Origin of the sequence: uncultured Shewanella sp. (genome assembly GCF_947495455.1) — a bacterium.
In the GTDB taxonomy this organism is placed as follows: Bacteria; Pseudomonadota; Gammaproteobacteria; order Enterobacterales; family Shewanellaceae; genus Shewanella.
On sequence record NZ_CANLZC010000007.1, the window covers coordinates 1 to 21930 of the forward strand.

19 protein-coding genes are annotated in these 21930 nt (G+C 39.6%); 11 read left to right on the forward strand and 8 right to left on the reverse strand.

All coding sequences use genetic code 11. The annotated features are described in order from the left end of the window. On the forward strand, window positions 1–396 hold a 396-nt coding region (locus Q0791_RS03465), incomplete at its 5' end, for an IS3 family transposase (protein WP_299002715.1). 37 nt (window positions 397–433) lie between these two features. Here Q0791_RS03465 and Q0791_RS03470 read toward each other — a convergent pair. Continuing rightward, window positions 434–568 carry a hypothetical protein gene (locus Q0791_RS03470; RefSeq protein ID WP_299002718.1) on the reverse strand — a complete coding sequence of 45 codons (135 nt, stop codon included), beginning with the start codon at window positions 566–568 and terminating at the stop codon, window positions 434–436. A gap of 312 nt (window positions 569–880) precedes the next feature. Then, window positions 881–1102, reverse strand: a complete 222-nt coding sequence (locus Q0791_RS03475) for a hypothetical protein (RefSeq protein WP_299002722.1) — start codon at window positions 1100–1102, stop codon at window positions 881–883. A gap of 172 nt (window positions 1103–1274) precedes the next feature. On the opposite strand from Q0791_RS03475, the gene Q0791_RS03480 reads away from it, so the two are divergent. From Q0791_RS03480 to rlmM, 4 genes are all read left to right on the forward strand, one after another. Beyond that, a complete protein-coding gene (locus tag Q0791_RS03480; protein ID WP_299002725.1) occupies window positions 1275–2186 on the forward strand; it encodes a transcriptional regulator GcvA in 912 nt (303 codons plus the stop codon). A 159-nt stretch (window positions 2187–2345) separates the two neighbouring features. Next, a complete protein-coding gene (locus Q0791_RS03485; RefSeq protein WP_299002728.1) occupies window positions 2346–2987 on the forward strand; it encodes an alpha/beta fold hydrolase in 642 nt (213 codons plus the stop codon). 15 nt (window positions 2988–3002) lie between these two features. Beyond that, complete coding sequence (locus tag Q0791_RS03490) at window positions 3003–3389, forward strand: DUF423 domain-containing protein (protein WP_299002730.1); 387 nt, start codon at window positions 3003–3005, stop codon at window positions 3387–3389. 119 nt (window positions 3390–3508) lie between these two features. Then, a complete protein-coding gene (gene rlmM, locus Q0791_RS03495) occupies window positions 3509–4591 on the forward strand; it encodes a 23S rRNA (cytidine(2498)-2'-O)-methyltransferase RlmM (RefSeq protein WP_299002733.1) in 1083 nt (360 codons plus the stop codon). 90 nt (window positions 4592–4681) lie between these two features. Here the strand turns inward: rlmM and Q0791_RS03500 are convergent, their stop codons facing one another. Continuing rightward, window positions 4682–5689: an isocitrate dehydrogenase gene (locus tag Q0791_RS03500; protein WP_299002736.1), complete on the reverse strand. Its 1008-nt coding sequence runs from the start codon at window positions 5687–5689 to the stop codon at window positions 4682–4684. Window positions 5690–5984: 295 nt separating this feature from the next. Here Q0791_RS03500 and Q0791_RS03505 point away from each other — a divergent pair, with 295 nt between their 5' ends. Both Q0791_RS03505 and Q0791_RS03510 read left to right on the forward strand, forming a co-directional pair. Continuing rightward, entirely contained in the window at window positions 5985–8801 is a 2817-nt protein-coding gene (locus tag Q0791_RS03505) for a prolyl oligopeptidase family serine peptidase (protein ID WP_299002891.1), read from the forward strand. A gap of 117 nt (window positions 8802–8918) precedes the next feature. Beyond that, the gene (locus Q0791_RS03510) at window positions 8919–9563 is read left to right on the forward strand and encodes a GNAT family N-acetyltransferase (RefSeq protein WP_299002739.1); all 645 of its coding nucleotides are present in this window, start codon (window positions 8919–8921) and stop codon (window positions 9561–9563) included. A gap of 345 nt (window positions 9564–9908) precedes the next feature. Here the strand turns inward: Q0791_RS03510 and xni are convergent, their stop codons facing one another. The 4 genes from xni to Q0791_RS03530 form a co-directional block, all read right to left on the reverse strand. Continuing rightward, window positions 9909–10673 (reverse strand): flap endonuclease Xni, encoded by a 765-nt coding sequence (gene xni / locus Q0791_RS03515; RefSeq protein ID WP_299002741.1) that lies wholly within the window; start codon window positions 10671–10673, stop codon window positions 9909–9911. 167 nt (window positions 10674–10840) lie between these two features. Beyond that, on the reverse strand, window positions 10841–12199 hold the full coding sequence (ppnN, locus tag Q0791_RS03520; protein WP_299002743.1) for a nucleotide 5'-monophosphate nucleosidase PpnN: 1359 nt from the start codon (window positions 12197–12199) through the stop codon (window positions 10841–10843). Between the two features lie 84 nt (window positions 12200–12283). After that, a complete protein-coding gene (locus Q0791_RS03525; RefSeq protein ID WP_299002745.1) occupies window positions 12284–13810 on the reverse strand; it encodes a GGDEF domain-containing protein in 1527 nt (508 codons plus the stop codon). 66 nt (window positions 13811–13876) lie between these two features. Next, the gene (locus Q0791_RS03530) at window positions 13877–16009 is read right to left on the reverse strand and encodes a hypothetical protein (protein WP_299002746.1); all 2133 of its coding nucleotides are present in this window, start codon (window positions 16007–16009) and stop codon (window positions 13877–13879) included. A 118-nt stretch (window positions 16010–16127) separates the two neighbouring features. Between Q0791_RS03530 and Q0791_RS03535 the strand changes: the two genes are divergently transcribed. Next, window positions 16128–17930, forward strand: coding sequence for a PDZ domain-containing protein (locus Q0791_RS03535; RefSeq protein WP_299002747.1), 1803 nt, complete (start codon window positions 16128–16130; stop codon window positions 17928–17930). A 70-nt stretch (window positions 17931–18000) separates the two neighbouring features. Here the strand turns inward: Q0791_RS03535 and rdgC are convergent, their stop codons facing one another. Further along, entirely contained in the window at window positions 18001–18909 is a 909-nt protein-coding gene (gene rdgC, locus Q0791_RS03540; protein ID WP_299002894.1) for a recombination-associated protein RdgC, read from the reverse strand. Window positions 18910–19188: 279 nt separating this feature from the next. Here rdgC and Q0791_RS03545 point away from each other — a divergent pair, with 279 nt between their 5' ends. From Q0791_RS03545 to Q0791_RS03555, 3 genes are all read left to right on the forward strand, one after another. After that, window positions 19189–20274 carry a porin gene (locus tag Q0791_RS03545; RefSeq protein ID WP_299002750.1) on the forward strand — a complete coding sequence of 362 codons (1086 nt, stop codon included), beginning with the start codon at window positions 19189–19191 and terminating at the stop codon, window positions 20272–20274. A gap of 209 nt (window positions 20275–20483) precedes the next feature. Beyond that, on the forward strand, window positions 20484–21170 hold the full coding sequence (gene phoB, locus Q0791_RS03550) for a phosphate regulon transcriptional regulator PhoB (RefSeq protein WP_299002751.1): 687 nt from the start codon (window positions 20484–20486) through the stop codon (window positions 21168–21170). A gap of 77 nt (window positions 21171–21247) precedes the next feature. Continuing rightward, entirely contained in the window at window positions 21248–21832 is a 585-nt protein-coding gene (locus Q0791_RS03555) for a VOC family protein (protein WP_299002754.1), read from the forward strand. Window positions 21833–21930 lie beyond the last annotated feature (98 nt).

Genomic DNA, 21930 nt, shown 5'->3' on the forward strand with positions numbered 1-21930 from the left:
AGTATGGGTAGCAGAATGAAAGCACAGCTCGTTTGTGATGCGCTAACAATGGCAATATGGCAACGAAAACCGAAAGCTGGATTGATAGTACATTCAGATCAAGGTGTGCAATATGCAAGTCATCAATACAGACGAATACTCAGGCTACATAGATTTATCGGTAGTATGAGCAAAAAAGGATGTTGTTGGGATAATGCTGTAGTAGAGAGCTTTTTCGGTAGTTTGAAGCAAGAACGAATTCATTGGCGCAATTATCAAACACGCTATGCAGCTCAACAAGATGTCTTGAATTACATAACCATGTGGTACAACAGCCAGCGGATGCATTCATACCTTAATTATCAAAGTCCCAATGAATTTGAACGTATGGATAAGCTGTTAAAAGAAGTTGCTTAACGAACTTAACTAGGGTGACCGAATTCAGTTGACCAGGTCAGTTAGTATTTGGCGTTGGTTCTTTGGCTTTTTCAGCATTATTTTCAGCGTTGTTTTCAGTACTGTTTCCATCACCCCCTCCACAAGCTACTAACGCACTGAGCATCATGATTAAGAGTAAAATCCGTTTCATTGTTTTATTCCATTTTATTGTGTACAAAAGGAATGCAATGTTATCAAAGCGTAAAATTAATTCAAGGGTAAATTAATTAAAATCTCATTTTATCAGTTGCTTATATATTTTTCTTTGTGAGCATCATTAACTTAGAAGCAATGAATAGCCCTGAGTGAATAGAACTGAGGAATAGAGCTGAGGAATAGCACTGAGTGATAAGTGAGTAAACGGAGTACAACATAGATGATTAAGCTTATTGGCGATAAACTCATTGGTATAAGTCCATTGGTATAAGCTTAATCATATTTTAGATGGGAGAATCGTTAAGATTTATTGAGTGGTGGTTTCACTCATTTGCTCTTTGGCAATCAGAATCGTATCTCTATTTTCAGTTAATTGTTGCTTTAGTTCTTCCATTTTTAAGTTAAGTTCAGCGTTTATGCTAGCATGTAGCTCACTGGTATTGCTTAAAGCGTCATTGGCTTGAATGCTGCTGGCAAAAAAAGCAGCACAAAGGATCATAAAGATCATGGGCATTTTAAAAGATAACATTTTTACTTGGCCTCCCAGCTAGTATAAAAAATGCATTACCCGATCAGAAAAGGGTAATGTTTGCAGTCATTGCGATAGCGCGAAATTTACACAAAAGTACTGGCTTTTACAAAGGATAAAATGTAACAATTAAGATTAGAAAAACTAATCCAAAAATGAGAGCTAGATCACTATGCCAAAACGATTACCCCCATTAAATGCCGTTAAGGCATTTGAGGCTGCCGCTAGGCAATTGAGTTTTACTCGTGCAGCGGAAGAATTGTTCGTGACTCAAGCTGCTGTGAGCCACCAAATAAAGGCTTTAGAAGAGTTTTTAGGACTCAAACTCTTTCGTCGAAAAAATCGTTCTTTACTGTTAACTGAAGAAGGACAGAGCTACTTTTTAGACATAAAAGATTTATTTGTTCAGTTATCTGAAGCCACAGATAGGTTATTAGCACGCAGTGCCATTGGTTCATTAACTGTGTGTACTTCCCCTAGTTTTGCTATTCAATGGTTGGTGCCAAGATTATCAAAGTTTAGCGAGCTCAATCCTGATATTGATGTGCGTATTAAAGCGGTCGATAATGAGCAAAGCTCTTTGACTGATGATGTGGATGTGGCCATTTATTATGGTCAAGGTCAATGGCCGGGTGTCCATGCAGATAAGCTGCGCAATGAAGTCCTCATTCCTGTTTGTTCTCCCATGTTGCTCAAAGGTCCTAAGCCACTCAATACACCTGCTGATCTTAAAAATCATACTTTATTACACGATGCGAATCGCCAAGATTGGCAAGCTTGGTTTAAGCAAACAGGTGTGGAGGATATCAATGTTAACCAAGGTCCTATTTTTAGTCATTCCTCATTAGTGCTGCAAGCTGCTGCATACGGCCAAGGTGTGGCACTGGGCTACAGTGTGTTAGCCAGTCCAGAAATTAAGGCCGGTCGCTTAATCTGCCCTTTTCCGAATGTGTTACTGAGTAAAAATGCATATTATTTAGTGTGCGAACAGAATTTAGCTGAAGTGGGTAAAATTATCGCTTTTAGAGAATGGATGCTGAGCATGTTTGAAGAAGAATCCCGCAGTGAACTCTTACCAGGTTAAGGCGTGAACTCTTATCAGGTTAAGGCACCAGATTAAGCGAAAAGTGCGTCAATGTTTGAAGAATGAGTGCTGAGCGTGTTTGACGAAAGCATTTTGCAGTGAATGATTACGAAATGAATGATGACGAAATGATTACAAGGTTAAGGCAGGAATGCGTCAATGAGTGAAGTGGCAGATAAGATGAGTCAATATGTAGTCGATGGTGAAGGCGCTGAAGTATTAGTCATCTTTGCCCATGGTGCAGGTGCCAATCGAGATTCAGATTTTATGAAACAAATGGCAAGGGACCTTGGAAGCCGTCATATTCGTGTTGTGCGGTTTAATTTTCCTTATATGCGTGCAAATGCATTAGATGGCAAGCGGAGACCGCCTGACAGAGCACCTAAGTTGCTGCTTGATTTTAATGAGCATATTGCCTTTTTGAAGAAGAATTACTCTCCTCGAAAGATTATTTTAATGGGAAAATCCATGGGGGGACGCATGGCCGCTATGGTCGCTGCGAATACGCCAGTGGATGGGGTAATTTGTTTGGGTTATCCCTTTATTCCTTTAAAAGGTGGTGAGCCAAGATTGTCGCCTATCGTGGAATGCAAGCCGCCCTTAATGGTGATCCAAGGTGAGCGAGATAAATTTGGTGCAAAGGGTCTTGTTGATACTTGGCCTGAAATGAAGGCAGCACAGCTGCAGTGGCTTATTGATGGGGATCATAGTTTTAAGCCACGTAAAGCCTCTGGTGTGACCTATGAAGAGAATATGGCACAGGCTGTCACTTATTGTCAGCAATTTATTGACGCAATTTAATGGGGAGGAGAGAAAATGCGCAGTGGTTTTTTATTATTAGCAGGATTAAGTGGTTTTTTGGCGGTTTCATTAGGGGCTTTTGGTGCACATAGCTTAAAAGACATGGCATCCGTTGACATGATCCGTATTTTTAATTTAGGGGTTGAGTACCAGTTCTACCATACCTTTGCCCTTATTGCTGTTGCCTTTGCGAGTCATTGGTTACCCTCACGTATACTTGCTTGGGCGGGTTACATGTTTATCTTAGGCATAGTGCTGTTTTCGGGGTCACTTTACGCCTACGCATTAACACAAAAGGCTTGGTTAGGCGCCATCACGCCCTTAGGCGGCTTGTCATTTTTATTGGGTTGGTTGTTTATTGCCGTAGCAGTATGGCGTAATAGAGTGAATGAATTTAAGTAATTTGCACTTCCAAAGAACAAAGAAACCCCTTCATTTCACTTAAGGATAGATACTGTGTAAAATAGCGGGCAATGATTGATGGTCATATCGATCAGGATTGATCATATTTAGGAAGTTTAATGATAAACCTATTTTTATTTTGCCGTGCAGGCTACGAAAAAGAGTGTGCGGCAGAAATTCAAGATCGCGCTGCTCAGTTAAATATTGGCGGATTTGTAAAAACCAATACCAATGATGCATACGTCATTTTTCAGTGTTTCAATGAAGGTGACGCCGATATTTTAGCGCAAAAAATTGCGTTAGATTCGCTGATTTTTGCCAGACAAATGTTTGCGGCTAAAGCATTACTAAAAGATCTCCCTGAGTCTGATAGAGCCACGCCCATAGTTGAGGCCTTAGCCGATGTGTCAAAAGCTGGGGAGTTAAGAGTTGAAACTCCCGATACCAATGAAGCTAAAGAACGTTCAAATTTTTGTCGTAAGTTTACTGTGCCTTTACGTCAAGCATTGAAAAAATCGGGCAGTTTATTGGCAAAGGAGAACCCAAAGCGGCCGATTATTCATGTGTGCTTTGTGGCATCGGGCATGGCGTATGTGGGGTATTCACTGAGTCAAAATAGCTCGCCTCATTTTATGGGGATCCCAAGATTGAAAATCGCGCCAAATGCTCCCAGTCGTTCGACGCTAAAATTGGATGAAGCCTTTGGTCATTTCATTCCCAAAGAAGAGCAAGAAACTCGTTTACGCAGTGGAATGAATGCGGTTGATTTAGGAGCTTGTCCGGGAGGGTGGACCTATCAATTAGTGCGGCGAGGTATGTTTGTGGCTGCTGTTGATAATGGCCCTATGGATGAAGGCTTGATGGAAACGGGTCAAGTGAAGCATTATCAAGCCGATGGTTTTCGATTTGAGCCGCCAAGAAAAAATATCCATTGGTTAGTGTGTGATATGGTAGAAAAGCCATCAAGGGTGGCTGAATTGATAGAAGCCTGGGCAATCAATGGCTGGTTTAAAGAAGCCATTTTTAATCTTAAGTTGCCCATGAAAAGTCGCTACAAAGAAGTTAGCGTGATTTTATCGACATTATCAGAAATCTTGCATGAAAATGAGGTCAATGATTTTACTTTAGCCTGTAAGCATTTATATCATGATCGTGATGAAGTGACTGTGCATTTGTGTTTGCGTCCAAATGGGCCTTGGTAAACAAAGTGAGATGTAAAAATTAATAAAAAAGCCTCGCTAAAATAGTGAGGCTTTTTTATTTTAAATAATGGCTTCACTTAAGGTCACAAATTAAAGGCGGTCAATAACCGCTTGAGTGAAGTCGGTTGTGCCATGAGTGCCACCCAAATCGCGAGTAGTACGATCGCCTTCGGCAATCACAGATGCAATAGCGTTGCGGATCAGCTCAGCCTTATCGGCCATACCTAAATATTCAAGCATTTGAATAGAAGCTAATATAACCGATGTCGGGTTGGCTAAGTTTTTGCCTGCAATATCAGGAGCACTGCCGTGTACGGCTTCAAATATGGCTGCATCGCGGCCAATATTCGCACCGGGTGCCATGCCCAATCCGCCAACCAGTCCAGCACAAAGATCCGATAAGATATCACCAAATAAGTTAGTAGTGACAATCACATCGAAGTTCTCTGGATTCATGACCAGTTTCATACAGGTTGCATCCACAATCATCTCTTCAGTGATGATGTCAGGATAACGCTCACCCACTTCTTTTGCCACTTTCAGGAACAAGCCTGAGGTGGATTTCATAATGTTGGCTTTGTGTACAATAGTGACTTTTTTACGCTTTTCTTTGCGAGCGAGTTCATATGCGAAAGTCGCGATTTGCTCCGCACCTTGGCGAGTAATGATACTGGTGGCTTCAGCTGTTGTACCATCTTCAGAAAGTGTTTGGCCTAAACCTGAGTACATACCTTCTGTGTTTTCACGTACAGTAATGATATCAATATCATCATAACGTGCTTGAGTGCCTTTGAAAGATTTTACAGGGCGCACGTTCGCATATAAGCTGAATTGTTTACGTAAACTCACATTAATTGAGGTAAAGCCGCCACCGACAGGTGTCGTTAAAGGGCCTTTTAGCGTGATGCTATTTTTCTCGATTAAGTCTAATGTATGTTGCGGAACAAGCTCACCGTGCTTTTCTAGTGCAGCGAGACCTGCATCTGCGAATTCATATTCGAAGTTGCAACCTGCTTTATCAAGAATTTGGATGGCTGAATCAATAATGCTGGGTCCAATCCCGTCACCGGGGATCACCGTAATGGTTCTTTTTGTCATGTTTATCCTACCGCCTTTTGGGCGCTACTGCTGATGCCGGCCAGTACAAGTGGTATAGACTGGCGACTTGAAATTTTCATTGTCTTCGTCATTTTAACGACTTTCGTCTTACTTTCACAGGAAATAGTGAGTAAAATCACATTTTTTAAACAAATAATCATTTATTGAAAGTGATTAATGAAGAACTCTCTTTTAGCTGCCTTTAAGTTGATGGTGCTTACTTGGTAGGCGAAGAGGCATTTGTACCGAGAACACATAACAATAATTAATGGAGAAGACATTGAAGTCACAATTGATGCAGTTTTGTATGTTGATTGCTTTGGTATCACTTTCTTTAGGGGGGCATGCTGCGCCTCAAAGTGTGACGCCGAGTGAGATTATGGCGTTTGAAGCGCTAGATAAACCCATTATTTCAGATAACGGTGTTATCTTGGCCGTTGAAGTTAAGCCTGATAGGGGCGATGCCCATGTGTTAGTGAAAAACATTAGCACACAGGAGTCTTTTACTTTAGCTGGTGGCACAAAACCCAGTGTGAATCAGGATGGGCGTTTTGTTATTGCCAGAACACCTGCGACATTACTGGCATTAGAAACGGCTTCCAAGGCTGAAAAAGAAAAGCTGACCTCAGGCTTGATTTTATTGGATACCAAAACGGGTAAACAAAGGGTATTTGATGATGTCAAGCAGGCGGAATTTAGTGAAAAGGGTGACTCCTTAGTGGTTTGGTTTAATCCGATGAAAGCGGATAAAGACGCTGAAACGGAGCAAGGAGATGAGAGCAAAACTGCCAAAATTGATGAATTTGATAAAAGCAGCGAATTACTGTTATTGGCCTTAAGCGCAGGTAAACAATTGACATTGGAGCATGTGTCAAGGTTTACATTTGATAAGGCAGGGAAAACACTCGCTTTGGCACAAAATAATATTCAAGATGATTTTCATCAAGTTAACTTAGTGCGCTTATCTGATCTGTCTTCAAATGTCATTGAGGTGTCCAATGAGCAGCAAATTGGTCATATTGCATTAAGCGATGATGGGCGTTATCTCGCTTGGACAGCAGGACAGGCTGATGTGCCGCCTTTTGGGCGTGAATATCAGCTAAATGTGATGGATATTGAACAGAATAAGCGCAGGTTAATCTCAAAGGCTAATACGAAGCGATGGACATTGAATCGCTACAGTGCCTTGAGGTTTTCTGATGACAGTCAACGCTTGTTCTTTGGAAGAGTACCACAAGTCATTCCTGAGCCGACTATTGATAAAATGAAGACCCAAGAGGATATGTTTAACCTCAAGCGACTGAGGCAGCAAAGAGACTTAGTTATTTGGCAAGGTGATGATGAACGTATTAAGCCTCAAGAAATAAAAGAGTATGCCAAGGAATTAACGAGAACCTATTTAGCCGTTTTACACATAAAAAATGATAAATTAGTGCAACTGGCAGACAAAAGGGTTGCGGATCTTGAACAAACCGATTTAGAAAAAAGCCCATTTACTGCAAATTTATTAGCGGCTAAACGTTATGTGTTGGCCAGCTCAGATCGTCCTTATCGTAAAATGATCACTTGGGCCGGCTTTTATCGTGATTTTTATATTGTGAATATCAATACTGGTGAAAAGCAGCTGCTTTTGCATCAACAACCTAGTTCCGAGGTGCCAAGTTTATCCCCCAATGAACACTATGCCCTTTACTATCAACAGGGCCATGTTTTTCTCTATGATCTGGCTCGAAAACAAAGGGTTAATTTGACCCGAGCAATCGATACGCCTTTTGCCAATGAAGATCATGATTATCCTTCTAATGCACCCAGTTATGGTTTTGGTCCTTGGCTCACGAATGATTATGGTGTGTTAGTTTATGATAAGTATGATATTTGGCAGTTTGATACTCGTACTAAAAAAGGAGTGAGATTAACGAAAGGCTTGGGACGAAAACAAAAAATTCAATATCGATTGGTGGATTTAACCCCAAATGATGCGCCGGCTATCACCCTTGAAAATGACGAGCCCATTCTATTACAAGGTTATAATGATAAAACGAAAGGCGACGGGTTTTACTTGGCAACAGTGGGGCAGCCTGGTTTAACGACTTTGATGGCGGGGGATTATAAATTGACCGCGCTAGCACAGAGCCAAGATCCTAAAATCTTAGTTTATTCAAAACAGCGTTATGATTTATTTCCTGATCTTTACACTGCCAATGTGTTGACACCACAAAATGCAGTCAAACAAACGGATTTGGATGCTCAAAAACGACGTTTGGCATGGGGACAAGCCGAACTTGTGCATTGGACAAACAGCGATGGACAAGCCTTAGATGGTGTGTTTATTAAACCGACCAACTATGTTGAAGGGCAAGCCTATCCTGTGATTGTGTATTTTTATCGCTTTATGAGCAATAGATTACATGCTTTTCCTGATATGAAGTTTAATCATAGACCTAACTTTGCTTGGTTTGCCGATAATGGCTACGGTATTTTTCTGCCAGATATTCGATTTGAGATTGGCCGCCCCGGTGATTCATCGGTGAGCGCATTAACCTCAGGTGTGCAGCACCTTATTGATATGGGCGTGGCAAAGCCTGATGCAATTGGCTTACAAGGGCATTCTTGGGCAGGTTATCAAAGTGCTTATGCCATTACACAAACGTCTTTATTTACAGCGGTCGTGTCGGGTGCACCTGTATCTAACATGACCAGTGCTTATAGTGGTATTCGTCATGGTAGTGGCCTTGCAAGGCAATTTCAGTATGAAGCTGGGCAAAGCCGTATAGGCAAGAGCTTATATCAGGCACCACTCGATTATATTGAAAACTCGCCTGTTTTTTATGCTGATAAAATTAATACGCCATTGATGTTGATGTTTGGCGATAAAGACGAAGCGGTGCCTTGGGAGCAAGGCATTGAGCTTTATTTAGCCATGCGTCGTTTGAATAAGCCTGTGGTCTTTTTGCAGTATAAAGATGAGCCACATCATTTAAAGAAATACCCCAACAAAGTCGATTATAGTCTGCGCATGATGGCGTATTTTGATCATTATTTAAAAGGCAAGCCTGCTCCTGACTGGATAACCCAAGGAGAAGCGTATCAGGAATACAAAAAAAATGACTAAGTCATTTGATGGCGTTAAGTAATGATAAATACCTTGTTTGATTATAGCTGGAGTGTGACTCAGTGAATGTCAGACAAGGTATTGAAAAAGGATGTGAATAATAAGGAGAAGTCGACCGTGTTAGAGGAAAAAGTCGTCAAGGAGTGTCCTATTGTAAGTGAAGCATTACCTATCTTAAAAACGGAGCGCTTATACCTGACAGTATTATTGCCGGAGCAATATCGTTTATTAGCGACTTATTATCAAGATAATCGCGCACACCTCTCACTCTGGGAGCCTGTAAGAAATCGAGATTATTTTACCTATAGTCATATTCAAGCACGATTAAAAGATCAATTACGGGCTTATTTTCAAGTGCAAGCTGTGCATTGGGTGGCATTTAAACGGCAAGATGTGAGCTCAGAAAATCACTTAAATCAAGGCTTGCTGAGTTTGCGTCCCGATGCAAAAGTGATTGGCGTGTGTAACTTTACCAATATTATTCAAGGCCCTTTTAAGGCATGCCATTTAGGTTATTCTTTGAGTGAGCATCAACAAGGAAAGGGTTATATGCAAGAGATGCTCAAGGGAGGTATTCAGCATGCTTTTTCTGAACTGGGTTTGCATCGTATTATGGCAAATTATATGCCCCATAATCAAAAAAGTGCACACTTATTGAAAGCGCTGGGGTTTGAGCGAGAAGGGCTCGCTCGAGATTATTTACACATTGCCGGTCAGTGGCAAGATCATGTGTTAACCTCGAAAATCAATGATCATTTTTAATGATATGTTTGAGTTAATATATTGTGATAGCTCAATCGAGTAAAACGGGCTTTATACCCGTGATACTTGAAGATGCATGTTTTCAGAGCCTGTAAAAGCGCCTAATTCAAGGCGTATTATTGCAAGAATGCTTATTGCCTTTTAAGATGATACAACGCAGAAGTTGGTGCTTTTACAGACTCCCAACGGGCTGGTTTAAAAGCTTTTTATACTGCGTTATTGAACATCAGCTTAGAATGACTAGGCACGCTGTTCAAAGCCTTGCCTAAAAAGCTTTTAATTCCAGCTGAATCCTGCATCTTCAAGTATCACGGGTATATTTACACAAATAGGGTGAGATTTAATTCAATTTTGTTGTTTTAGCCTAAATTGTTTTAAATTGATGTTTAAGGGTAAATTGGTCTGTAATTGACTTAATTTATAACTGAGTTTGGCTAAGGTTTTTCCAGTGGCCAGCTTTTGGGCTTGTTTAGTGCCGATTTTATCTAATGAGCGATAAATATTACTTAAAGTACGAAAGGTTTTCAGCAGTTCACAAGCCGACTTAGGACCAATGCCTGGCACACCGGGAATTTTATTGCCACTGTCGCCAGCTAATGCGAGATAATCTAAAAATTGACTTCGGTCAACTCCTAGCTTCTCTTCTCTGGCTTCAAGGGTTAAAAAGGTTTGATTGAAATGATCCCAAAGCTGAATATTAGGGTGGATCAGTTGGTTAAACCCTTTGTCTGTTGAGACAATAATGGCTTTACCTTTTGCTTGGGTTAATTTAGTGGCGAGTGTGGCAATGACATCATCGGCTTCACTTAAGGCATCGATAGAGTGAATATCTTGGCTTTCTAAGTAGCGTTTTAGTGATGCAAGGCCCTCATTCAGAGCTTCAGGCATAGGTTTACGCCCTTTTTTATAATCTTCAAACAAACGTTTACGCCATGAAATGGCTTTACCATCCCAGACAATCGTAACATGTGAGGGTTGGTGAAATCGAATGAGCTTTTTACATGAGCGAAGTACTTGTTCTTGTAATCCATCAATATTGTTTTCATTAGGCTGCGCGGCATGCATACGGCGGACAAGATTCATACCATCAATGATTAAAAGTACATTCATGTGTGTTGTTATCGATTTAAGTAATAGAGAGGATGATTCGGTGTTACTTTATTGATTATATCAATCGTTTGCAATATTTTCACCTTGTACTGGTTATCTTTCTTGATTCAAGTGCCATCTCAAGTGCTATTCAGGGAGCGTGTGAATATCACTTGAGAAAGACAGAGTTAATGGCTATGAGAGATCTCATAGCAAGGTACGTAAAGGGTACCGGGTAATTTCATTCTTTGTTGTTTGACAAATGCTTGAAGTAAGGTGTCCATTAATGCCATGAGTTTGGGATCGCCTGTTAATTGAAAAGGACCCAGTTGTTTGATTTGATTTACGGTTTCCATTTTTACATTACCAGCGACTATGCCTGAAAAGGCTTGGCGTAAATGAGCGGCAAGTTTGGCTTTATTGGGTTGAAAATGAAGATCGAGTTTGGCCATGTTTTCATGTGTCGGGTTAAATGGATATTGGAACTCAGCATTGATTTTGAGCGCCCAGTGATATTGGTAAGAATCCCCTGTTTTTTTCCTAAATTTCTTAATAGCTTCCATACCTTCTTTTTGGATCCTAGCCACTTCGGCGGGGTTGTCGATAATGATTTGGTACTTATCTTGTGCTTCTTTACCTAACGTGGCGCCAATGAAAGTATCCACTTGAGTGAAATAATCTGCGCTTTCTTTTGGCCCGGTTAGTACCAGTGGAAAGGGGAAATCTTGATTTTCTTCATGGAGTAAAATCCCTAATAGGTAGAGTAATTCTTCTGTGGTACCCGCGCCGCCAGGGAATATGATGAAACCATGTCCTAGTCGTACAAAGGCTTCTAAACGTTTTTCGATATCAGGTAAAATCACTAGCTCATTGACGATATGATTAGGGGGCTCTGCTGCAATAATATTAGGTTCAGTGAGTCCTATGTAGCGAGCATTGTTGACTTGCTGTTTAGCGTGACCTACTGTCGCCCCTTTCATTGGTCCCTCCATGGCGCCGGGTCCACAACCCGTACAAATATCAAGTTCTCGAAGACCGAGTTCATGACCGACGGCTTTAGTATATTGAAATTCAGTATCATTAATACTGTGCCCGCCCCAACAAACAACAATATTAGGGTTGAACATGGGCATGACACGCGCATTACGTAAAATATCAAAAACTAAATCGGTAATATGTACAGAGTCTGTAAAATCAATATGTTCTAAATGATCAAACTTGTCATTTAAATAGATAATATCCCTGAGCACCGAAAATAAATGCTCCTGAATGCTGGCAATCACTTTGCCATCGACCAAAGCGGCGGCAGGAGGGTTGATGAGCTCTATCTTTATGCCGCGCTCTTTTTGCAGCACATTAATTTTGAAGTTTTCAAACTGTTTAAAGAGTTTTTCACTGTTATCACATTTGATACCTGATGCAAGGACGGCAAGAGAGCAATTTCGATATAATTGATAAAGCTCACTTTGTGCATTTTGTTTTAAGCGGGCAACTTCGAGTTGAGACAGTTGCTCCATACTGCCTTTTGGGCTGATCCTAACTATCATAGTCACTCCTTAGCAGTTATTGATGATCATTACTTTCATACAATAGTCAGTCATATTGAGTGGTGAAGCTACGACCGTTAATTTTTATAAGTCAATAATCACTTTGTCTCTGCTTTCATTTTTGGCTCGATATAGCGCAGCATCTGCACGTTCAAAGGTGTCTTGTATGGCTTCTTGCTTCAAGACTTTTGCTGCACCTATAGATACTGTAACTGTGATCCGCTGATTTTTGAACTTAAATGGGATATTTTTAATTTTTTTTCGTAACCGATTGAGGAAAATATCCACTTGCCTAGTGGTAAGCTGAGGGAGAAGCATCACAAATTCTTCGCCGCCAAAACGGGCGACAAATTCATTGCTATTGAGAGAGTTTTTTAATGCCATAGCGATGACTTGTAAGGTTTTGTCACCTGTGGAATGTCCAAAATGGTCATTAATGGATTTAAAGTGGTCTATATCGGCAATAATAACCCAGAGTGCTTGCTTGTGTCTTTGATAATGACGAAATTCAAGTGACATGCGCTCTTCCAGTGCGGCCCGATTTGGCAGTTGGGTAAGGGGATCAATTAAATGAAATTTTTGTTGTTCAAATAAACTTTGCTTATAAATATTGCTCTCTTTGTGTAAGGTACTCAATTGTTTTTTCATTGAAGAAAAAGCTCGCTTCATGATTTTGATTGATTGCTTTTCTTGTGCTTGCCTTTGACTGAGTTCAAGATGAAGGCTGGCGACTTGTTCAATAAGTTTAGCTTTCAGTTCATCTATGTCATCTATTTCTATGAGATGCTTTTCTATCATACTCATTTTGTTAGACATACTGCTATTGAACATTCTGCTGTTTATGAATTGTGCTTGTATATGCTTTTGAGTGGTATCAGCGATATGATTTATACCACCTAGTTCGCCATCAAGTGTGAGTAAGAAAGCTTGAGAAGTTGACTGAGAGCTGTCAATATTTTCTTGCAATAAACGAAGGATGTTTTGATAGGCGGATAAGAGATCGGTTAATGCAAAGTCGCCCAATAAGGTTTCTTTGATTTCGATTATTTGTTTTGTTTGATGAGTATGAAATCGAATTTCAGAGATAATTTGAGTCAATTCTATTGCGAGAGTTTGGTAGTTAATGGATGTTTGTTCATTCTCTGATATTTTATTGCTAATAATACCTGAGTAGAAAAAGATCACGTTTTCTAATTGCTTAATATAATCGACAAATGTGTGAAAGGGTTGATTGAGTCCTTGTTTTAAACAGGCAAACTGTTGCTTTTGTTTTTGGCTGAGAGTAAAGCGTTCTTCAAGTGGTGTTATTGAAAGAATAAGCTGCTTTTGGTGTGCCGTTAATTGAGTTTTAACTTGTTTATTGTGTTGTTTTAATATGCTTTCTATTTTACTCAGTTCTACAAAGGTTTGGGGGCGTGTGTCTGGCGAATCCAATAGTGCTTGTAAATGTGTCAGTTTCTTGTCTAATTCTCGGTTAAGTCCTTTGCAAGCTTGACTCAAATAGTGAACAAACTGAAATAGTTGTTTTAGTTTAGTCGAGTCAGCATGATGAACTTGGGGATGTGGTAGATGCGATATCCCTGTATGCTGGTGGGTAATTTTATCCTTCATTACTCTGTCCTGATTAACGGTTTTATTTTAAATACATGCCTTGAATGCATTGATATGAGTCAGCGATTATTCGTGCCAGCTGATATTATTTTTGTCTCCATTGCTTTCAATTTTTACCAAACCTCGGTCAATACTGCGCGTTAAGTGTTGGTAAAGAGGAGGGCTAAAAATGCTGGCAGGAGCAAAATCTAAGGTTGTCATAGTGACGTAAATATCTTGTGGCTCTTGTAAACTCATTGCGCCAGATAACATCATTTGAGCGGCGGTAAAGTGAGTCTCAAGATCAACTTTGATTGCAGGATCGGCGTGTAAAGGTAAATTGAGTAAACCGATATGGAATCGGGTCTGCCAATGATTGTCATCGAGGCAGGCTCGCAATGCGAGTATTAAGCTGGTTGCATCAGTATTACGGGGAATATAGCAGGCAAAAAGACCTGAACGAATGTGAAAGACGTCTGCTTTCAATGCGCGGCTTAAAGCATCATGTTGTTTTAGATGTAAATCGCGGTTGGCTTGAAAGCCTAATGTGAGATCGGCATTAAGTTGGTCCGTTAACGAGCATAAGACAATGCTGGAAGCGTGATTTAAATTGGACTCTGATAATCTTGTCATGAAGGCGTGGTAACCTGGCACATTGACAATAGGATCAGTGTCAATAAAAGCAGATTGTTCAGAGAGTAAACGCTTTAATTGAAGGCGATGACGCCACAGCGCGATATAGGCTATGGTAATAAAAGTGATTAACCCTAGCATTACAATAAAAATGTATTGGTAGCGAGTTTGTAATGACATATCGCTATTGTGTTGATGTTTTGCGTTAAATAATGTCGACTTCAGTTTTTGCTGCGCTAACATAGCATTAGCATGACGAGTATTTTTTGTGTATGGCGGTATAAGAGCGTCTAATTTTAGCCAGCTTTCAAGGGCTGAAAGTGCGTGAGAAAATTGCTTTAATTGCTTATAAATGGTGATTTGTAATTGTAATGCTTGTTTTTGCTCATCAATTAAATGGAGTTGTTTGGCCTTGGCAAAGGCACTAGTAGCATAGTTTTTTGCCATATTATATTGATTAAGGGCGAGTGTGACATTGGCTAATAGTAAATCGTTATAAACTAAATAATGATTTGAGTGTTTTTCGGAAAAAATAACATCTGCTTTTTTGAGGTAATTATAAGCGGATTTATAATCTTCATTTTGAAAATACGCCTCTCCAAGGTTATGATAATCAATAGCTTGACCAATAAGGTTTTCGAGATGTATATCAGATTGTAGTGCGGTTAGGTGGTAGTCAATGGCGTAATTCCATTGCCCTTTCTCGGCATAAATCATGGCCATTAGCCTAATAGCGGCAATGACTTTATGTTCTTTCTTTATTTTTGTATAAATAAAAGAAGCATCTTGTGTATATTTTAGTGCGTCATCCCACTGATTTAGGCTTTTATAAACGCGAGCAACTTGCATATAAAGTTCAGCCCTCAATGCAGGCATTTTAATATGTTCAGATAACATAATGGCTTGTGTAAAATGGTCTAATGACTCTTTTAGTTCTTTTTTTGTGTGATGATACCGACCTAAATAAATTTCCGATTTAACGATTAAGTATTTATTTTTGATCGAAAAGGCCAGCATTTTACCTTGATTCAAGTATGACAGTGAGAGGTCATTTTGCTTAACCATTCGATACATAATCCCTAAGCCTTCATAGAGAATATATTTTAATAACAGTGTGTCTGAGGAAGATTGTAATCCTATTTTGTCCAGTGCTTGTTTATATAAGTCAATGGCCGCGGTGTAATCTTGTGCTGTTTGTTTTAAATAGCGGCCTTTAAGCATGAGTAACATACTGTGCTCAAAGGGAGTCTCAACGACTTTATCCATTGAATCAATGATGTTTTTTGCTAATTGATAGCGTTCATTAGCATTGAGATTGATGTTTATGTCTGTCAGTAGATAAATACGAGCAAGTTGCATGAGTTGTTGTTTGAACTCAGTACTATTGAGGTGATAGGTTCGAACTAATTGAGCGAACTCCCCTTGACCGTTAAAAGCATATTTATTGGGTAAGTGCGCAAGCAAATCTTGTAATCTAAGGTGAGGTGTTTCTCTTAATCTCACTTCATTGACAAATTCATCTTCTGATTTTACGTAAAAGGAAAGCATTAATAGGGCAATGGGAAGCAATAACAACAAGGAACGCATAAAATCGCTGGCCTTTATTCACTTACAAGGATTCTGTTTTGATTATACCAGTATGCTTGATTCTAATGTTATACTTTTATTTTTTAATTATAAAATATAATAACATAATGGTGTTTTAGTGAATAATTCAGCTTTATTTGTATCTCTTTTTACCTCCATATTGAGTCTACCTGTATACAGTGATGTTAATTACTTTATTGAGCTTGTTGAGCCAAAGCATCATCTTGCTCAGGTGGATATTCAATTTCCTGAAACGAAGGAGAAGATACTCAAGGTAAATTTACCCGTGTGGAGAACAGGTAAATATCAAGTGTTACCCTTAGCGGATAATATTCGCTTGTTTACAGCGACTAACTCTAAGGGGGATGTTTTACCTTGGAGAAGAACGGCAAATGGAGAGTGGCAAATAACGCTAGATAAGCCGACGAGCGTGACGGTTTCATATCAATTACACGCTAATTTGTTGGGGCAACGAGTGAGTCACATCAATGGAACCCATGCCTTTTTAGATGCATCGGGTACTTTTATGTATAGTCCTACTTATAGAAGCGATAAAGTGAATGTCCATCTTTCTGTGCCTCAAGGTTGGAAAAGCTATTCGGGTATGGAAAGGGGAGAAGGTCAGCATCATTTTACCGCGATGAATTATGATGTTTTGATTGATTCTCCCATTGAGTCTGGCATTAACCAGTATCGAGAATTTTCAGTCGATGGCAGGGAATATGGGTTGGTGGTATGGGGAGAAGGCAACTACGATTTACAACAAATAGTAACGGATTTAACAAAATTGAGTCGTCAAGCTTCCGCCATTTGGACTGGGTATCCGTATTCACGTTATCTATATATGATCCATGCAACAAGTGGAGAAAGTGGCGCTACAGAGCACCTCAACTCAACCATTATTCAAAAGCCGCGTTTTAGTTTTAGAGAGCGAGAAGATTATTTAGGTTTTATTAAAACAGCGGCTCATGAGTTTATCCATACTTGGAATGTGAAAGCTTATCGGCCTGAGGGATTAGTGCCATATGATTACCAAGAAGAAAAGTTGACGCCTTTGTTATGGATATCCGAAGGTTCAACCAGTTATTTCCAAAGTCAGTTGTTATTAAGAGCTGGAGTGATCACAGCAAAAGAGTTCTTTGACGATTTAGCTGAACGCATTACTTTGAGTCAACATACTCCAGGTAATCAAATTCAGTCAGTGGCAGAAGCCAGCCTTAGTCAATGGGTGAGTACTAGAGGTGATTATTCGACTAATAATAGTGTGAGTATCTATTATGAAGGCTATTTGGCCTCACTTGCATTGGATTTTTCTCTGCTAAAAAACACTCACAATAAGGTGTCATACCGAGATGTGCACCAGCAGCTTTACCAAGATTTTTCTTTGCCTAAATCTTATAATGTCAATGATGTTAAAGGAATTTTAAAAAAACTTTCGGGACGGGACTATCAAGGCTGGTGGTCACAATATGTGGAATTACCAGTACAGTTGCCCTTCACTGATTTATTAAAACAAGCGGGCATAGCCTTGACCTATGGGAATGAAGTGGACGATATTCCTTTTACTGGAGTGACGTTTGAAGAAGGCAGTTTAATTATGCTTGAGGTCATGCGAGAAAGTCCTGCTTGGAATGCGGGTCTGACCTTAGGTGATGAATTAGTCGCGATTAATGGACTAAAAGTCACGGCCAGTGATATCGAAAAACGTCTGCAGGATTTTACGCTTGGGCAGACCGTTATTATGACAGTGTTTCAAGAGCAGAAATTGCAAGAAATATCGGTCACATTAACGGCTCAACCGAGTCGTTCATTGCAATTAAAAAGTGTCGTCTCGCCAACACAAGCACAGAAAGACTTTTTCACTGCTTGGTTAGGGATCCAGTGGCCTTTCAATGAAAAGGGAGAATGGATTAAGCCATAAAAAATAGATGACAGCCTAGAAATAAACAGGCTGTCATCTTTACATGAGCGCATGGGTTTAAGAGAGGAGTTTAATGCTCTTCAATTCCACCTAAGGCTGCAACTAAAGTGTTCATTAAAGCAATCAGTTCTGTTGCCATTAAGGCAAAATCGGCATCAAGACGAGTGAGTGGATCTTCATCACTTAGTTCATCATTTTCAGCTCTGAACTCTTCAGAGAACTTGAGTCGTTTAAGGCTAGTATCTGATTGCATTAAAAAGGCGATGGATTGTCCAAAATGTAAGGCCAGTTTGTGCACTTGTTTACCGACTTCAATATGGGCAAGTACCTCATCTTCACTGAGATCTTGCTGTTTGAAACGCACGATTCCTCCTTCATCAGAATCAGATTTCAATTCAGCTTCATCTTGCATTTCGAAACCTTGAGGTGAAGTTCCATCTTTAAGCCATTGAGTAAGCTGGGTTTCTATGGGAGTTTGAAAGCTCAAGGGGACAATTGGCAGGCTACCTAGGGCTTTTCTTAATAATGCTAATAATTCTTCGGCCTTAGCTGCACTACTGCTATCGACTAAGATCATATTAATTTCGGGTAAAATCAATGCGCGAATTTGGCTTCGTCTTGAAAAAGCTCTGGGTAATAAGTGAGTGATAATGTCATCTTTTAGCGCATCTTTTTCTTTTTTTGCTAACTGGCGATTTTCTTCATGTTCAATGAGGGCCACTTTTTCTTCTAATGCTTCTTTGATCACTTGTGCAGGAAGAATTTTTTCTTCTTTAGTAGCACAAATGAGGTGTCTATTTTCGGCTGTATGAACCAATGCTTGCCCTAACTTTCCTAAAGCATTTGAGAAACCAAATTGACTGATATCTTGACTTGAGCAGGGAGAGAAAGTGAAATCAGCTAGCGCTTGTTCAAGTTTTTCTGTATCAATATCAAAGGGTTTATTGAAACGGTAAAGGGTAAGGTTTTTAAACCACATAGCTAACATGCCTAATGAAGAAATAAACCCCGCAGTGTAAGGCATTGTTAGGCGTGGGTAAACTCTAATCCTCTGCAATATCGGTTCTTGGTGGTGACTTTTTGTATAATTTCAATAAGCCAGCTTCTTCGATGTTGCTCACATTTAATTAACATTGCCGCTTTCAATTAACTTTAATGCATCATAAGATAATCATTGAAATAAAAATGAAATAAAGATGTTGCATTATAGCGCTCGAAAACTAATAACGAAGGCGAAATACCGCCAAAGGATGCATTGATGAACGCTTTTCATAAAACTCTATTAGCTTCTACGCTGGCTTCACTCACTTTGGCCTCTGCTCAGGCTGCGGAAACGACACAAAATAATAAACAAGACGTTACCACTGACATTAATGTTAACAGTGATCGTGGTAATACCATGCAAAGTCAGCAAGCATTAGACAGTGCGGTCATTTTGTACGGGAAGCTGAATATTACAGGCCAATATAATGATGAGGATGGAGAGACTAAGAATACGATTCAAAGTAACGAGTCTCGACTAGGGGTGAAAGGGGGCTATCAAATTACCGATGCTTTGGAAGCATTTTATACCATAGAGTATAAAGTGGACACGGGCGCTGATAGTTCTGATAATTTTACCGCTCGTAATCAATTTGTTGGTTTAAGAGGGAGTTTTGGAGAATTAGCGGTTGGACGTAATGATACCATTTTTAAGCGCTCAGAAGGAAAAGTCGATCAGTTCAATGATTTAGATGGTGATATTAAGTACCTGTTTAAAGGCCAGAATCGTATGGCACAAACGGCAACGTATTTAACACCAGATATGAAGGGATTTAGAATAGGCGCGACTTATGTCGCAGATGCAGACTCAAATCAATATGATGAGAATGGTTATAGTGTGGCTGCATTTTATGGTGATAAGAAACTGAAGAAGACGATGTTTTATGCATCAGTGGCCTATGATGATAATGTCAAAGGTTATGAGATCATCCGTGGAACAGCGCAAGTAAAAATTATGGAATTAAAGCTCGGTGCCATGTATCAGCAGCAAAAGGAGAAATATGATGAGATTGAGGTTACGATAGATGGAGAGACATTTGAGCAAATTATTGCAGTTGATGGCGATCGAAATAATGGTTATTTATTAAGTGCAGCGTACCCAGTAAAAGATTTTACTTTAAAAGCGCAATACCAAGATATGGAAGAGGTTGGAGAGTCTTGGGCTGCGGGTGTTGATTATCAATTGGCTAAGCCGACTAAGCTGATGGCTTTTTGGATAGATCGTACCTATGACACGGCTTACACAGGTAGCAGTGAAGAAACGGATAAGTATTTTGCTGTGGGTATTGAGCATAAATTCTAAGCATGATGTGTTGTGATAATCTAGAAAAATATAAAATGAATAAGGAGGCATTCGCCTCCTTATTTGCTATTGTGTCGAGGATCTAAGTGTAAAGATCATAAGACGGGATTATTGTTTTAGGGCATAATAATCGTTCGTTGTTTCATATTTTTGTAATAAAATTGACCAATAATAATAGTCGTGTAACATTCACTGATAGAAGATTAATTATGACGGCAAGGATATTAATTGTAGAAGATGAGTTAGCGATTCGAGATATGCTAACTTTTGTGCTTGAGCAACACGGTTTTAACACTATTGCTGCAGAAGACTATGATTCTGCTTTGGCTAGGTTGTCTGAACCTTATCCAGATTTAGTCTTACTTGATTGGATGTTTCCAGGTGGCAGTGGTATACAGCTGGCAAAACGTTTACGCCAAGATGAGTTCACGCGTCAAATTCCCATTATTATGTTAACGGCACGTGGGGAAGAAGAAGACAAAGTCCGTGGATTGGAAGTGGGTGCTGACGATTTTATTACCAAACCTTTTTCACCAAAAGAATTGGTTGCTCGTATTAAAGCTGTGATGCGAAGAAGTGCACCCACTTGTTTAGAAGATACGATAGACGTGCAAGGGTTACAGCTTGATCCTGTGAGTCATAGAGTGACTGTTGGTGAGATGGTGATTGAAATGGGGCCAACCGAGTTTAAATTATTACACTTTTTTATGACCCACCTTGAACGAGTCTATAGTCGAGAACAGTTGCTGGATAATGTATGGGGGACAAATGTGTATGTTGAGGACCGAACCGTAGATGTGCATATTAGGCGTTTACGTAAAGCGATTCAGCAGGGTGGGCATGATAAATTGATTCAGACTGTTCGTGGTGCAGGCTATCGATTTTCTGCAAGGTAAAATACGTAGACTGGAATAATCAGTGAAACCGATATTGTTATAATGAATGGTGATGCAATCAATATAAGGATATTTTTATGATAGCGTATAAGTCGATTTCTCACATCAATATCGTCGTGGATAATATTGAGCAAGCCAGTGAATTCTATCAACAAGCATTAGGCGCTATTCCAGTACAACATTTTGCTCATTTTAAAAATGTTGGTTTTGCAAAATCAGCGGGATTTATTGAAGAAGCTGATAAAGTCGATGTGTGTATACAATTTTTAAAAATTCCAACGGTTCCTACTCCGTTATTTATTGAATTAATGGAATATCATTACCCCAGTGGAAATGATAGCAGGCCTACAGGCAATACCAATGATATTGGTGGTGTGAGGCATGTGGCTTTAGGTGTCGCTAATATTGATGAGGCTTTTCAATTTTTAAAAAGTATTAATGGTGTAAAAATGATCAGCGATCATTTAGATTATAAGCCTTATACTATTAGCCCTATTACGCCAAATGATTTTATTTTCTTGGATGAAGCACTTGAAAGTGATTTGAAAGAAAAAGAGAATGTGTGTCATATTATTGGTGGGATCCGATATTTTTATTTTCAAGATCCTTATGGCGTTCAATGGGAGCTTGAGCAAGGCCATGATGATATCGCCAGCCAGTGAAGGAAGTTGCTTCAAATGGCAAAATGGGGTCGTAAATTAAATATCACTTTGATTATATTTTAAATTATTGTTTTTTTACCGCAGCTTTTAGGTTGTTT

What these genes read in the sequence shown, in the direction of transcription:
- Q0791_RS03490 (WP_299002730.1), top strand. Translation starts at nt 3,003, where the DNA reads ATGCGCAGTGGTTTTTTATTATTAGCAGGATTAAGTGGTTTTTTGGCG.
- Q0791_RS03525 (WP_299002745.1), bottom strand. Translation starts at nt 13,810, where the DNA reads ATGAAGGATAAAATTACCCACCAGCATACAGGGATATCGCATCTACCA.
- rlmM (WP_299002733.1), top strand. Translation starts at nt 3,509, where the DNA reads ATGATAAACCTATTTTTATTTTGCCGTGCAGGCTACGAAAAAGAGTGT.
- rdgC (WP_299002894.1), bottom strand. Translation starts at nt 18,909, where the DNA reads ATGTGGTTTAAAAACCTTACCCTTTACCGTTTCAATAAACCCTTTGAT.
- phoB (WP_299002751.1), top strand. Translation starts at nt 20,484, where the DNA reads ATGACGGCAAGGATATTAATTGTAGAAGATGAGTTAGCGATTCGAGAT.
- Q0791_RS03545 (WP_299002750.1), top strand. Translation starts at nt 19,189, where the DNA reads ATGAACGCTTTTCATAAAACTCTATTAGCTTCTACGCTGGCTTCACTC.
- xni (WP_299002741.1), bottom strand. Translation starts at nt 10,673, where the DNA reads ATGAATGTACTTTTAATCATTGATGGTATGAATCTTGTCCGCCGTATG.
- Q0791_RS03480 (WP_299002725.1), top strand. Translation starts at nt 1,275, where the DNA reads ATGCCAAAACGATTACCCCCATTAAATGCCGTTAAGGCATTTGAGGCT.
- Q0791_RS03500 (WP_299002736.1), bottom strand. Translation starts at nt 5,689, where the DNA reads ATGACAAAAAGAACCATTACGGTGATCCCCGGTGACGGGATTGGACCC.
- Q0791_RS03470 (WP_299002718.1), bottom strand. Translation starts at nt 568, where the DNA reads ATGAAACGGATTTTACTCTTAATCATGATGCTCAGTGCGTTAGTAGCT.
- Q0791_RS03505 (WP_299002891.1), top strand. Translation starts at nt 5,985, where the DNA reads ATGCAGTTTTGTATGTTGATTGCTTTGGTATCACTTTCTTTAGGGGGG.
- Q0791_RS03555 (WP_299002754.1), top strand. Translation starts at nt 21,248, where the DNA reads ATGATAGCGTATAAGTCGATTTCTCACATCAATATCGTCGTGGATAAT.
- Q0791_RS03475 (WP_299002722.1), bottom strand. Translation starts at nt 1,102, where the DNA reads ATGTTATCTTTTAAAATGCCCATGATCTTTATGATCCTTTGTGCTGCT.
- Q0791_RS03485 (WP_299002728.1), top strand. Translation starts at nt 2,346, where the DNA reads ATGAGTGAAGTGGCAGATAAGATGAGTCAATATGTAGTCGATGGTGAA.
- ppnN (WP_299002743.1), bottom strand. Translation starts at nt 12,199, where the DNA reads ATGATAGTTAGGATCAGCCCAAAAGGCAGTATGGAGCAACTGTCTCAA.
- Q0791_RS03530 (WP_299002746.1), bottom strand. Translation starts at nt 16,009, where the DNA reads ATGCGTTCCTTGTTGTTATTGCTTCCCATTGCCCTATTAATGCTTTCC.